11 protein-coding genes and 1 riboswitch are annotated in these 13,254 nt (G+C 36.8%); of the genes, 2 read left to right on the top strand and 9 right to left on the bottom strand.

The features are described 5' to 3' along the window. Window position 1 precedes the first annotated feature (1 nt). Window positions 2–1,642: a thiamine pyrophosphate-binding protein gene (locus F7888_RS06785; protein WP_191778421.1), complete on the top strand. Its 1,641-nt coding sequence runs from the start codon at window positions 2–4 to the stop codon at window positions 1,640–1,642. A 2-nt stretch (window positions 1,643–1,644) separates the two neighbouring features. Continuing rightward, the gene (locus F7888_RS06780) at window positions 1,645–2,022 is read left to right on the top strand and encodes a carboxymuconolactone decarboxylase family protein (protein ID WP_225228633.1); all 378 of its coding nucleotides are present in this window, start codon (window positions 1,645–1,647) and stop codon (window positions 2,020–2,022) included. 74 nt (window positions 2,023–2,096) lie between these two features. Here the strand turns inward: F7888_RS06780 and folE are convergent, their stop codons facing one another. The 9 genes from folE to F7888_RS06735 all read right to left on the bottom strand — a co-directional run bounded on the left by folE (window position 2,097) and on the right by F7888_RS06735 (window position 12,912). Further along, window positions 2,097–2,663, bottom strand: coding sequence for a GTP cyclohydrolase I FolE (gene folE / locus F7888_RS06775; protein ID WP_191778420.1), 567 nt, complete (start codon window positions 2,661–2,663; stop codon window positions 2,097–2,099). Window positions 2,664–2,716: 53 nt separating this feature from the next. Continuing rightward, complete coding sequence (gene queE / locus F7888_RS06770; RefSeq protein ID WP_191778419.1) at window positions 2,717–3,445, bottom strand: 7-carboxy-7-deazaguanine synthase QueE; 729 nt, start codon at window positions 3,443–3,445, stop codon at window positions 2,717–2,719. Continuing rightward, a complete protein-coding gene (gene queD, locus F7888_RS06765) occupies window positions 3,438–3,920 on the bottom strand; it encodes a 6-carboxytetrahydropterin synthase QueD (protein WP_191778418.1) in 483 nt (160 codons plus the stop codon). Before queD ends, queE begins: the two co-directional genes overlap by 8 nt. Before the next feature lie 3 nt (window positions 3,921–3,923). Next, on the bottom strand, window positions 3,924–4,583 hold the full coding sequence (gene queC, locus F7888_RS06760) for a 7-cyano-7-deazaguanine synthase QueC (protein ID WP_191778556.1): 660 nt from the start codon (window positions 4,581–4,583) through the stop codon (window positions 3,924–3,926). A gap of 56 nt (window positions 4,584–4,639) precedes the next feature. Beyond that, window positions 4,640–4,682: riboswitch (PreQ1 riboswitch) on the bottom strand. Window positions 4,683–4,758: 76 nt separating this feature from the next. Then, on the bottom strand, window positions 4,759–5,979 hold the full coding sequence (locus tag F7888_RS06755; RefSeq protein WP_191778417.1) for an MFS transporter: 1,221 nt from the start codon (window positions 5,977–5,979) through the stop codon (window positions 4,759–4,761). 882 nt (window positions 5,980–6,861) lie between these two features. Further along, window positions 6,862–8,181, bottom strand: coding sequence for an MFS transporter (locus tag F7888_RS06750; RefSeq protein WP_191778416.1), 1,320 nt, complete (start codon window positions 8,179–8,181; stop codon window positions 6,862–6,864). 214 nt (window positions 8,182–8,395) lie between these two features. Next, window positions 8,396–10,042, bottom strand: a complete 1,647-nt coding sequence (locus F7888_RS06745) for a response regulator transcription factor (protein WP_191778415.1) — start codon at window positions 10,040–10,042, stop codon at window positions 8,396–8,398. Then, on the bottom strand, window positions 10,029–11,879 hold the full coding sequence (locus tag F7888_RS06740; RefSeq protein ID WP_191778414.1) for a cache domain-containing sensor histidine kinase: 1,851 nt from the start codon (window positions 11,877–11,879) through the stop codon (window positions 10,029–10,031). The genes F7888_RS06745 and F7888_RS06740 overlap by 14 nt, the downstream gene beginning before the upstream one ends. After that, complete coding sequence (locus F7888_RS06735) at window positions 11,869–12,912, bottom strand: autoinducer 2 ABC transporter substrate-binding protein (protein WP_191778413.1); 1,044 nt, start codon at window positions 12,910–12,912, stop codon at window positions 11,869–11,871. The genes F7888_RS06740 and F7888_RS06735 overlap by 11 nt, the downstream gene beginning before the upstream one ends. Between the last annotated feature and the right edge of the window lie 342 nt (window positions 12,913–13,254).

Here is a 13,254-nt window from a genome sequence, read left to right as displayed (position 1 = left end):
AATGGTTGAAACTTGCGCTACCATCTTGGCAAAAAACTTCAAAAGATGGGGAATTGATCAAATTTTCGGGATACCAGGTAAGCCTATTTCTCCTTTAATTTATGCGTCTGATGCAAATGGAGTTCAATTCATTCTAGCTAAGCATGAAACAGGAGCTGGTTATGCTGCTGCTGGTTATTCCCTTATGAATAAAAAATTAGGTGTGGCACTTGGTACCTCTGGTCCAGGTGGAACGAATCTTTTAACTGCTGCTGGTCAAGCTAACGCATCACATTTGCCAGTATTAATCATTACTGGGCATCCTGGTTCAAAGGGAACTGGAAAGCCAATGGGACAAGACTCCTCTATATTCGGGACTGATTTAGTAAAGATGTTTGAACCTGTTACAAAATTCAGTGCCAGAGTCGAACAAGGTGCGATGCTACAGCCACTTTTACAACATGCATTGGAAAAAGCATATTCAGGAGTAAAAGGGCCTGTTCATTTATCAATTGCATTCGATGTTTTATTAGAAGAAATTGAACCATTCGAGCTTGATTTACCAGAGATTCGTCAAATGGTTTCACCTTTGCTCGATGAAGTAAAAGAACTTCTTAATACGGCAAAACGCCCCCTAATGTTTTTAGGAAAAGGGGTTCATTCAAGTCAAGCGTATGATGAAGTTAGGCATCTTGCTGAGCATTGGAATATCCCAGTCATGACAACACCTGGAGGAAAAGGAACATTCGTTAGTAACCATAAGCTTTCCTTAGGTGCCTTTGGTTTAGGTGGTACACCTGAAGCTGGTGAATTCCTACAACAAGGTGGAATCGACTTGTTACTTGTCATTGGCTCAAAGCTAAGTGATATGTCAACCGCTGGATTTGCCCCGTCGATGTATCCAAAGCAATTAATCCATTTTGACTATGATCAAACCTTTATTGGAAAAACAGTCCAGGTACCTACATTACCTATTCTAGGGGACATTCGTTCAAACCTTCAATTACTGCTAAAAGATGTACCAAAGAGCGATTCTTCTGCTTTTGATCAACCAAAGCAGTTATTACAAGTTGAAGAAACGAATCAAGCAGAGTTGATGTCAGCAGAAACAACCATCAAGGTCATTCGAAATGCATTACCAGATGAGGCCATTTTGTTTGGAGACGATGGCAGTCATACATTTTATGGAATCAAATATTATGATATTTTCAAGCCTGGAAGCTTCTTTTTTGATGATATTTTTGGGGCGATGGGGCATGCTATAGGTTATTCAATAGGAGCAAAAGTGGCAGCACCTGATGAAGTTATTGTATGCTTAGTCGGAGATGGCTGTATGTTCATGCATGGTACTGAAATCTCAACTGCCATGAACTATCAAGTTCCTGTCCTCTATATCGTCATTAATAATGGTCGATTAGATATGGTTGAAAAAGGCATGAAAAAAATGAATGGAAAATCAATTGGAGCTATTTATGAAACTCCGTTAAATGTTTCTTTATTTGCTCAATCCATGGGCTTGCAGGCCTATAGAAGTAATAATCCAATTGAATTAAAGGAAGCAATCTTCAAAGCACTACAACACACTCAAGATACGAATCAACCAGCAGTGGTTGAAGTCATTGTAGATCCTGAAGAAATTCCACCAACAATGGGGAGGCAATAACGTTGGAAAAGAACAACACCAGTTATGAGACAGGAATCTCAACATTAAAAGAAATGTTTTCTCAAGATACAATAAACCAAATGGAAGGGATTAAAAACATTTCTCCTGACCTCTGGCAAATGATTGTCGGATTTGGTTTTGGTGATGTATATGGTCGCCCTGGTCTATCATTAGAACAAAAGGAAATCATCACATTAACTACCCTTATTACACAGGGTGCCTTCGAACAGTTTGAAGTTCATGTGCATGGCGCCTTAAAAGTTGGATTATCAAAAGAGGATATCATTGAGATCATCATCCAATGTGCAGCTTACTGCGGATTCCCAAAAGCCGTTCAAGCCATGGGCATCGCAGGCAAAATATTTGAAAGCTATAAGTAGGGACGGTTCTTACGCTTCCATATATGCAAAAAAAGCAATCGAATAATATCGATTGCTTTTTTTATATCAAACTATTAATTATGAATATAACTTAGGACTTCTTTCCTTGCATTACTATCTGTTTTAAATGCTCCACGGACTGCTGATGTCACTGTTTTCGCACCAGGTTTTTTAACCCCACGCATTGTCATACACATATGCTCTGCTTCAACGACCACCATTACGCCATGTGGCTCTAGTGTTTCCATCATTGTATCTGCTACTGTCGAGGTGATCCGCTCCTGTAGTTGTGGACGACGTGAAACAGCCTCAACTGCTCTTGCCATCTTACTTAATCCTGCCACACGACCATTTCTAGGTATGTATGCCACATGTGCAACCCCATAGAATGGAACAAGATGATGCTCACACATCGAGTGAAATGGAATATCCTTCACTAATACAAGCTCCTCATGGTCTTCACTAAAAATCGTTTCAAAATAGTCTTTAGGGTCAATCGTTAATCCAGAGAATACTTCCTCATACATTTTTGCCACACGTTTTGGCGTATCTAGAAGACCCTCTCTATTTGGATCTTCGCCAACCGCTTCTAATATTAATCTAACTGCCTCTTCAATTTGGGCATGATTTACTTTTGCCATTTTACTTCCTCCTACCCCTTATCTACAAAATCTTGTTCTCTCTCATACCGAAATTATACGCCACGCTTATTCCCCCAAATATAGGTATGAAGCTGAGGTAGTACTTTTACGTCGTTTAATTCAGTATCTTGCATAACCTTGTTGATTAACCACTCATATTTTTGTAGTAAATGATTGACTAGATGTCTATCATCAGTTGTTTTATTATCATCATTCCCTACCTGCAAGAAAAATGGTACCTCTGGATATAGCAGATGCACTTTTTTTGCATAAGCATAATCCAAGTCATTAAACACAACAACCTTTAAGCTCAAATTATTAGTAGGATTCCCAACTTTTAGATTGTTAATAATCATGCTCAGCACTTCGAAATCAGTCACCATTCCAGAACTGGGTGGCTTTGGAGAGATCGTTAATTCATCAATCTCCAAAAACCAATCCTGCCATTTGCTTCCTTGTGTCTCTAAACCAATCTTCATATTATTTTCTTTTAAAATTACAATTAAGTCACTTAGATTCCTTAGTAAGCCAGGATTTCCCCCTGAGATGGTTACAAAAGAAAAGCGGTTTCCACCAACTGAAACTAGTTCTTCCCAAATCTCTTCTGCATCCATCTGTTTGATTAGCTCTTTTCCTGAACCATCCCAAGTAAATGCAGAATCGCACCAGGAGCAGGAATAATCACAGCCAGCCGTTCGAACAAACATTGTTTTTTGTCCAATGACCATCCCTTCTCCTTGAATCGTTGGGCCAAATATCTCCATGACAGGTAGCTTACTCAACTTCCATCCACTCCCGTCTTGCTTCTCCATAACTAGTAGGAGTTTCATAGAGACGAACAAATTCAACTCTTGCTCCTATATATTGTTGCTTTCGATCAGCTTTATTTAATGCTTCTTTCATTTTTTCATATATCCATACTACCATGTTTTCGGCTGTAGTGTTCATTGGTGGTAGGGTTTCATTTAAATAGCGATGATCGAGATAGACTTCAATCTCATTCTTCCAGATTTCTTTGATATCACCAAAGTCAATGAATAGTCCGCGTTCATCTACATAACCACTAATCCCAAAAATCACTTTGTATGTATGTCCATGTAAATTCATACATTTACCATCATAAGCGTGCAAATGGTGGGCTGCATCAAAAGTGAATTCCTTACTGACCATTATTCTCTTGTTATGGTACTTCAACTGCTCACGCATAATATCTTTATCTATGACCTGAAGCTTTTCTACTATACGAAAATCAGTCATCGCTTATTGCCCCTTTCGAATAGCTAAATAATCCTCAAGACCTTTTTGACGGAGCTTACATGCAGGGCACTCACCACAACCATCAGACACAATTCCATTATAACAAGTTAATGTTTTTTCACGAACGAAATCAAATGCACCTAATTCATCTGCCATCTTCCACGTTTCCTCTTTGTTAATCCACATGAGTGGAGTATGAATAACAAATTGTTCGTCCATCGAGAGATTTAGAGTGACATTTAATGATTTAATAAATATATCACGGCAGTCTGGATATCCGCTGAAATCAGTTTCACAGACACCTGTTACAATATGCTTTGCTTTTACCTGACTTGCTAGCACACCCGCAAATGACATAAATAACAGATTTCGTCCTGGAACAAACGTATTAGGAAGTTCTCCTTCTACACCATCTTGAACAGCGATATCATCTCTAGTTAATGCATTGGGAGCCAATTGATTTAAAAGGGACATATCTAAAATATGATGCTTAATCCCTAATTCCTGCGTTATATTTCTTGCACATTCAATTTCTGTAATGTGTCGTTGATTATAATTAAACGTTACTGCTTCTACTTCTCTAAATTGCTGCATTGCCCAGAATAAGCAAGTCGTACTATCTTGACCTCCGCTAAAAACAACAACCGCTTTTTCATTTTTCATCATCCAAAATTTCTCCTTTTACACAAAAAAACAGCACCACTAAGAATGCAGTCCTGTTTTCCTTAGTTTTTTTTAGAGGGTAGCTAGAACCTCCACCGCAAATGCGGATTTCAAATTTAGTTTCCGTTTCATTATAACATAGTCGTGCTAATTTTTTTATTCTAAGTAAATTTCATTAACTCGGAATGGATGGTGCTTGATGTTTATCATAGTCAACTCTATTCATTTCTGATTTTCCATTTACCATAATGACGTACAATATTCCTTGTAGAAAAATCGTTCCAAATAGAACGAAAAAGATTAAGTTTGGTGAGACTGAATGAAAGAAGATAAAACAAAGGACTGAAATCGTACGTCCCAAATTCACAAGCCACTCCCGGTAGACTAACATTTCCGTTCGAAGTCCAGAGCGCTTCGGCAGAACCTCTACTACCTTCAAGAAATACCCAAAATATGACACACTTAATAAGGCCTTACAAATTTCATTCGCAATGATGAAAACGAATACAGAAAACAGATTCACATTAAACAATAAAGGAGCTGCTGCAATGACATATAGAATCCATGTATATAAGACCGTCTGATGCTGCTTCTCAAACGGATTATGCTTGGAATGCCATAAGCTAGAAACAATCGCAATGACTCCAAGAAGAATTGTTGTTAGTCCAACTAAAAACTCACTATTTAACTCTTGGTATATCAGCAGCATTGGTAAGAAGAAAATCAATCCTTCACATCCACCCCAAATGATCCATCCGGGCCACATTTTCTTCATAGTAAAGAACCGTCTATTAAAACGAAAAATCAATGGAATACGCAAATTCCGTTTTGCATAGTGATCTCTAGGTAGCTTAAAACTTAAAATAAATCCAGTGATAAACAGAATCGTTGCAAGCGTGAAAATAACTGTATAACCTATTAAGGAATCAAACCTTGTAATGACAAAACCTGCAAATGCAGGGCCAGTTGTTGTCACAGTCCCTAACACAGCCATTTGTTTTCCCATAAATGCAGATCTGTCTTTTGTTTCCACAATATCATATAAGATAACAAAAAAGCCTAACCAATACATTCCTGTAGAAAATCCACTAAGTACACCAATCCAGAAAGGAATAGTTGCCACTGTTTCTTGCAAAAGGACAACTAATATATAGAAAAAAGCGGTTAGTGCAATCCCAAGCTGATAGCTAAAGAGGCGATCGAACTTTTTAGCTATTTTACCTCCAACCCAAAAAGCAAGTGGACCAAATAAAAACGTACCAATCATATAAATCGCGTTCACATTCATATCATTGCTAATACGCCACAAATATAAATTTAAAAACAAACCAGCCATAGTTGATGCTAACCCGTATGCACCATGAATCCAAAGTAATCGTTTTTGATGGCTATTCATGATATGAAGTCCTCCTGTTCTCTGATGAGAGAAATCTAATTAGCTAACGATTTGAATCAAAAATGGACGATCTAGTAGTTTGAAAGACATATTGATTGGTCAGTCTCTCACTCCTATTATTAAAACTTTCTTTGGTTTAAATTTAAGCTAACAAATGTCGGTAGTCAATTTGATTATTTATAAAATTATGGAGATTTTTTGTCCAGTCTCTCCGCTACTCAAAAAACTGTCTACCTTATTGATTTCCCCAAAACTGTCAGAGCTGAAAATAGACGTCAAAATTTCGCTTATTTAATCATTCTTTTTAAAAATAGCTTAAATAGAGGAAGAATTTCCTCCTATTGTCTCAAAATCATGCTAAAATGACAGGCTTCGCTTTACTTAACCGGAAAATCTTCCCTTATTCTGATTTGCTTGTTACTTAATTTAGGACGGAGACATCCTACTTAACAAGGGAGATTTGAGTTTCATCTTAAAATCCAAGTAATCTTCATTTTAAAACACTAAGAGATAAACCACCTTATCCCAATCAGCGAACTTTATATAAATAAAGGCTGTTTTCGTATGTATTGTTGCTTTGAATACCGCAGCCTGAATACACTCCGCGTCCTGTGGGGTAACCGGTGAGCCTCCTCGTCGCTAACGCTCCTGCGGGGTCTCACTTAGGCTACGCATCCCACGGGAGTCTCCGTGTATTCAGGCTGCTAGAAATCTATTTTTAATTAATTTATCTCAAAAAACAACAAACTTTGAGAAAACAGCCTAAATAAAAAAACTCGCCAATTACTTTAGCGAGTTTTACTTATTATTCAATACTGTTAATATCTCAGTTATATAAACACATATTTTTGAGAAAAAGCTTAAGCGTCTTTCATATTGAAATTAAACTGTTTTCCTATCTTGATGGGTTTCAAGGATGTCTCCATAACGTTCTTTTTCAATTTGCTGTAGGGTTTTCCCTTGTGTATTTGGTGCCATAAAGATACCAATGATCATATGGATTACTAAAAAGACAATCATAACCATACCTGCTACGGTAAAGCCAAGTGTATCCATCAATAATGGTAACATAAACGACCAAATGGCAATTCCAGTTCTAACGATAAAATACATAAGCCCTTGTGCACTTGCACGATAACGTGTTGGGAATAGTTCACTCGTCCATAAAGCATAGAAGGCTTGAGCACCAATACCAGCAGCTGCCCCCCAAAGGATAACGAACGAGATTAAAGTTGGCCACGTCATCGGCATGAAGGTTAAGATAATCCAAGCAACTACCCCCATTCCAGCACCGATTCCAAATAACGATTTTCTACTTACTTTGTCACCAAGCTTCATAAATAAAAAGTATGTCGTTACAACAGTTATTAACCATAAAAATGATTGTAAGATATTCGCTTGTGCTGTACTTAGGCCTCCAACATTTTCATAGATGTATGGCATAAAGTATCCCATGGCTCCTGCTGTTAAATTCCAGAATAAGTAGATTCCTATTAATAAGACAAGAGCTTGACGATTTGCTTTTAATGTAAATAATTCCTTAAGTACATTTGGTTTAATCTTGCCCTCAATCGCTTCTTGCTTTTCCTTTTCTTGTTGCTCTTCCCAAATTTTTGATTCATCTAAACCACGTCTAATATACCAAGTCGCAAAAGCAATCACTAGTAAGTGAAGAAAAATAAGTCTTGAACCAAGCAATCCAAGTGGAGCCAAAATAACGGCTAGCGCGAATGTTAAAGTTGGTCCAATCGACCAGGCAAGTTGTGCTGTTCCAACATGTGCGGCCCGCTTATGTTGTGGAGATTCCTCTGCGATATAAGTCCATGATACTGGCACCCCTGCACCAACAGCTAATCCAGTAATAATTGTACCGATTAACAGCATCGGGAAATTTACCGAAGCCGCAATTAACGCAACACCAATCATATAAACTAATAAATCATAGCTAAAGATAAATTTTCTTCCATACTTATCGGTTAAAGGTCCACCAATTAACGCCCCAATCGCAGCACCGAAAGCGTTTGCACTTAATGCACTTAACAACCCGATTCCCATGCTATCAATATTTAGATACGCTTGCCAAAGTGTCAAACTACTTGCAGCAGCTATAATCGAACCTGCTTCAATATAGTTTGCCATCGCAACTGCAATCGTCGCTTTCCAACCGCTTACATTTTTCGCAGCAAATTTCTTATTTGCCATTGGAATTTCCTCCTCTTTTTGTTTGCTTTCATGACAGTTTTTATTATTTAAACTAGTTTATACTAATCTCTAAACCTAGAATAATTGAACTTTATTGTTAGTGGTAGGAGACAAAACTAAGGTATAGGGGACAATTTTATGGACTTGAAAGGGGTTTCATTAAATCGCATAAAAAATAAGACAGCACTTCATGTGACACTGTCTTATCAATTATTTATTCACTATTATATTTCCCATGAACCATTCGGTATTGAGAAGGAGACTTTCCTTGCCACTGCTTGAATAATTTACTAAAATACTTTGTATCCTGATAGCCGAGCATCTTAGAAATATCATATACTTTTAAATCTGACATCTCTAATAGTTCCTTCGCCTTCTTTAATCGGCACTTTGTCACGTAATCGAGTACAGTTTCTCCTGTCTGAGCTTTAAATAAATTACTAAAATAGGTTGGACTCATAAATACATGATCAGCGATTTGTTTAATTGTTATAGCTTCACCAAGATTTTGATTAATCCATTCTTTGGCCTGACTAATCGGACTAGAATCACGCTCTTTTAATTTGGCAATTCCTTTCTTCACCTTCAATACCCAGTTCTTTACTCCATCCTTTAACTGCTGGAAGTTACCTGCGTATCTAGTAATTTGAAGGGCCTCTGATAATAATTTTGATTCCTCTGTAAATCCATCAAAATCCATCCAGTGGTCTATGATTCTAATCGCTAGCAAGTGGATCGCGTTTTCGATCATATATGGAGATTCTGCCATTTCCAATTCACGGAATAACATTTGCAATGCTCTAATAGTCTCTCCATCTTCAACATTTTCCATTGTAGAAATGATTTGCTGAACATTTTTAAAAGTGGTGAAATGTAATCCTTTCTCTAGTTCTTCCTTAGTCCTGTCGCTTTGTTTATTCATGTAAAAAACATGATTTCCACCAGTAACAATTCTTCGCTGAATCAATATTCGTAATTCATCACGTACCTTCTGGATCTCACTCAGATCATGTAACTGAATCCCAACACCTATAGATACAGTAATGGGTGTTAAACGATGTATCTCGATCTTAACATCATTAATAAATTGATGTATCATAGCCTCTGAAACAATATTATTTTCATGCTCGGTGTATAATAACAGCCAATAGTTAAATTTTCCTGCTCTCCACCACCAAGCATGGACCCCTTGCCCTTCTAGTTGCTCTCTATTTAACTTTGAAATGACCTCTTGAATGGTTTGATTACAGATTTCCCAATCATTAATCTCCATCCTTCTTGAACCAGGTATAAACTGATCAATTCCAATATAGATTAGCCTATACAACCCACTAGGAAAATGTCGGTTCCAGTCAATTTGTGGTTGATCTATTTCAGCACTCCATGTCACTTCACTTAGTAACTGAGTTTGCTGTGTTTTTTGTAATAAAACTGCCTTTTCTTGTACCTCTTCCCATTTTTGCTCTTTATCTCTTTTAACTATGATTTTCTCTTTCACTTCACTTAACTGGATTCGAAACTGTGTCCTATCTACAGGCTTTAAAATATAATCAACAGATCCTTCACGCATGGCTGTTTGTAAATAGCTGAACTCATCATACCCACTGACAATCATTGGAAAGTAATCATAGCTTTCATTCAGTTTTTTAACTAACGTTAACCCATCCATCTCCGGCATCCGTACGTCAGTAATTAATAGATCAAACTTAAGTTTCACTTGATTAATAGCTTCATAAGCTTCAAGCCCATCAGAGAATGAACCAACCACTTCCCACTCATCCCCACAGGATAGAACCTGTCGCTCCAGTGCTCTACGTATCCTTGATTCATCATCAACAATGATTGTTTTAATACTCTCCATGCTGCACCTCCCCTGCTCCTAATTGATCATTCTCAATATCTTTATGATGGATCACTGGTATCCGAATGGTAATCTCGGTTCCATCCTCTTTTTTACTATCAATCTCTAAACCGAACTCTATTCCAAACATCATTTTGATTCTTGAATGAACATTAGTAACCCCAAATCCTGAATCACTTTTAAGCATTTGTTCAGAATTCAATTTTTGCATAAGACTTGCAAGTGTAGTTTCTTCTATTCCTGGACCATTATCAGAAATACATAAATCAATATATTCAGTTCCTTCTTGACCAATCGTTTTTTTGATAATGATTGTTAGCTTGAGACTTTTTCGGTGCTCTAAGCCATACTTAATGGAATTCTCTACAATAGGCTGTAGAATAAATTTTGGCGTATAGTAATCTTCTTTTTCTAGATTATTAGTAATATCAAACATTATTCTATCCTCGAAACGAAACTTTTGTAATGTTAGATAATGTTGAATATGCTCAACTTCATCTTTCATAGGGACAAGATTGTCCTTATTACTAAGAGAATACCTTAGCATTTTTCCAAGGATGGCTACCATATCTACAACAAGATCCTGTTCCCCTTCTTCAACGGCTGAACCAACCGATTCTAAGGTGTTATAGATAAAGTGAGGGTTAATTTGTGATTGAAGCGCATACAATTCTGCTTCCTTTTGACTGATCCTGATTTGATAATTCTTATGAATTAACTCTTTAATCTTATGTAGCATTGATCTGAAGCTATTAGCAAGAACTCCAACTTCATCTTTAGCGTCAATCGGAATATCTACGTCAAAATTCCCTTTTTCTACATCCTTCATTCGTTTTGCTAACAAATTAATAGGACGAGTTACCGACATTGCCAGAAAAATAGAAATGATGGTTGTAATCAAAACAAGAATCATAAATATAATAACACTCACATTCCGTACAACATCTGTTCCTTCTGTTAAATATTTCAGTGGAATACTATGGACAATTATCCACTTGTTTTTTTGCGTTTGATTGACACTTATTAATGTCCGTTCAATTTCCTTTTTCGTTCGAAAACTTCCATTTAACAACGGATATTCATTCATTTCATGAAAAGTTGTACCAATCCTGGATTCATCCGTATGATAAACAATTTGCCCCTGTTCATCCATAACCCACATGGTCGCATTTTCTTCTTCGTCCACATCCTGAAGGACATCCTTAATAAAGTCCACTTTTACAGCTAAAATCAATGTCCCTAGATTATCACGATTATCTAAATCCTTTAATTCTTTGATTAATAGAATATATGGAGTGTCATCTTCAAATCTCAAATCAACTTGATGGGGTAGCACTATTTTCACTTCATCATCTAAATCATATGGTTCCCCATAAGGAAGGTAATTGTCTTCAAGATGAAACCCTTCATATTCAAGCGTCGTACTAACAAAAGCTCGATTATTAGATAATAAAAAAGCACCAAGAATTTCCGATTTACTTCTCCCTAAATAAGTACTCGAGAGAAAACTTTCAACAGTAAATTTATCCTCTAAAAGGGCGGATTGTTCTTTATAAGGGCTACTTCTTAGAACTGCAATGACATCCCTTGAATTGTAAATTAAATTAGGCAAATTCTCCAAATCATTGATTTCATTCTCAATATTTTGATTCGCTTGTTTTAATAATCTTGGAATATACTCCCCGACCTCTTCTTCAATCGATTTTATGTTTTGATAGTAAATCGCTAATCCCAATACTGCCATAGGGATAAGGGTTAGGAGAACATAGGTAATCATGAGTTTTGTTTTTAATGGTAGATTAGTAAGCTTGGATGACTTCCACTTTCTAGAAATCATATTCGTCTATATTCTCCTTTGTTATATCAATTGGTGGACCCATAATGATGGTATCGTTCTCCATTTTAATCACACCGACATTTGCGATTCGTTGATTATCAACGATCTGTTTCCCTTCAAGTATGTGTAACATCACACTAACAGTTAAATACCCAAGTTTTTTAGGACTCCAAAGAGTAATCATTTCTGCTGTTCCATCTTTTATATACGATCTCATCAAATTCGGTGTAGATAAACCGACAACTTTGATCTCTCCTACTTTCTCTAAGTCTTTTAATGCTTGAGATGCAGCTGGAGGCCCAACAGATGAACTACCGATAATGCCCTTCATATGAGGATGTTCCTTAATCATTTCTATAGCTGCTTTGTATGCCCTATTGGGATTGTCATTTGTTTCTACCACTTCTAACAAGGTCATATTGGGATAATATTCTAATTGGTGGACCTTCATCCACTGAATCCATTGATTTGTGTTAGCTGCCTCTAAAGAATCTGTTAAAATCCCAAACTCTCCCTTTTCTCCAATACTAGCTGCTAATTTATCAACAATATGTCTGCCAAGCAATTCTGGATCTACCATACTAATGTGTAATTCCCTATCTTCAGGTTTTGTATCTGAGTCCCATGTCAAAATTTTGATTCCATTTAATTTGGCTTTCTGCAAGACCGGGCCAAGTTTTACAGGATCAATCGCTGAAATCGCGATGGCATCTACCTTCATTTCAACAAAATTTTCAATTAGCTCTTCTTGCTGTTTCCAATCCGTGATAATAGGTCCTTTATAAATAACATGGATACCTAAATCCTCCCCTGCCTCTAAAGCACCTTCCTGGGCCGCATTAAAATAGGGTATCCCCTCAACCTTAGGAATCATGGCAACTGTATAATCATTCTTTCTGTCAATTTGCTCATTCCTTTGGGTATTTTCTATTCCGTTATAGATTACTTCATATTTTTCTGTATCAAACATTTTTGCTGAACAACCTGTTATCAAAATTAGTACAGTAAAAACTAAGAATATCTTTGAATCCATCTTTCTCCCCCGGTGAGCATAATTTATATCACAAAACGAAAAGTGCTTACGCTTTCATTTTTCTCTTCTTCATTCATGAGTTCTTAGTTTAATTATGTCAAACTTTAAATTTATTTGAAATGTTTTTTTTGAATTTGGCTGTTTTCGTATATATTGTTGCTTGCTTTGAATACCGCATCCTGGATACACTCCGCGTCCTGTGGGAGCCAACGAATCCCACGGGAGTCTCCATGTATTCAGGCTGCTAGAAATCTACTTTCAATTAATTTATCTCAAAAAACAACAAAGTTTGAGAAAACAGCCTTGAATTTAAATATGAACTAGTTACACCATCCCATTTTC

The sequence above is a fragment of the Litchfieldia stipae genome (assembly GCF_014837155.1).
Lineage (GTDB): Bacteria > Bacillota > Bacilli > Bacillales > Bacillaceae_L > Litchfieldia.
The sequence above is the reverse complement of the archived record's forward strand: the minus strand, read 5'-3'. Positions and strand labels throughout refer to the sequence as shown.

Bases quoted from the DNA above. Each gene is read 5' to 3' on its own strand.
- F7888_RS06785 (WP_191778421.1), top strand. From the start codon at position 2: ATGGTTGAAACTTGCGCTACCATCTTGGCAAAAAACTTCAAAAGATGG.
- folE (WP_191778420.1), bottom strand. From the start codon at position 2,663: ATGGCAAAAGTAAATCATGCCCAAATTGAAGAGGCAGTTAGATTAATA.
- queD (WP_191778418.1), bottom strand. From the start codon at position 3,920: ATGACTGATTTTCGTATAGTAGAAAAGCTTCAGGTCATAGATAAAGAT.
- queC (WP_191778556.1), bottom strand. From the start codon at position 4,583: ATGAAAAATGAAAAAGCGGTTGTTGTTTTTAGCGGAGGTCAAGATAGT.
- F7888_RS06755 (WP_191778417.1), bottom strand. From the start codon at position 5,979: ATGAATAGCCATCAAAAACGATTACTTTGGATTCATGGTGCATACGGG.
- F7888_RS06750 (WP_191778416.1), bottom strand. From the start codon at position 8,181: ATGGCAAATAAGAAATTTGCTGCGAAAAATGTAAGCGGTTGGAAAGCG.
- F7888_RS06745 (WP_191778415.1), bottom strand. From the start codon at position 10,042: ATGGAGAGTATTAAAACAATCATTGTTGATGATGAATCAAGGATACGT.
- F7888_RS06740 (WP_191778414.1), bottom strand. From the start codon at position 11,879: ATGATTTCTAGAAAGTGGAAGTCATCCAAGCTTACTAATCTACCATTA.
- F7888_RS06735 (WP_191778413.1), bottom strand. From the start codon at position 12,912: ATGGATTCAAAGATATTCTTAGTTTTTACTGTACTAATTTTGATAACA.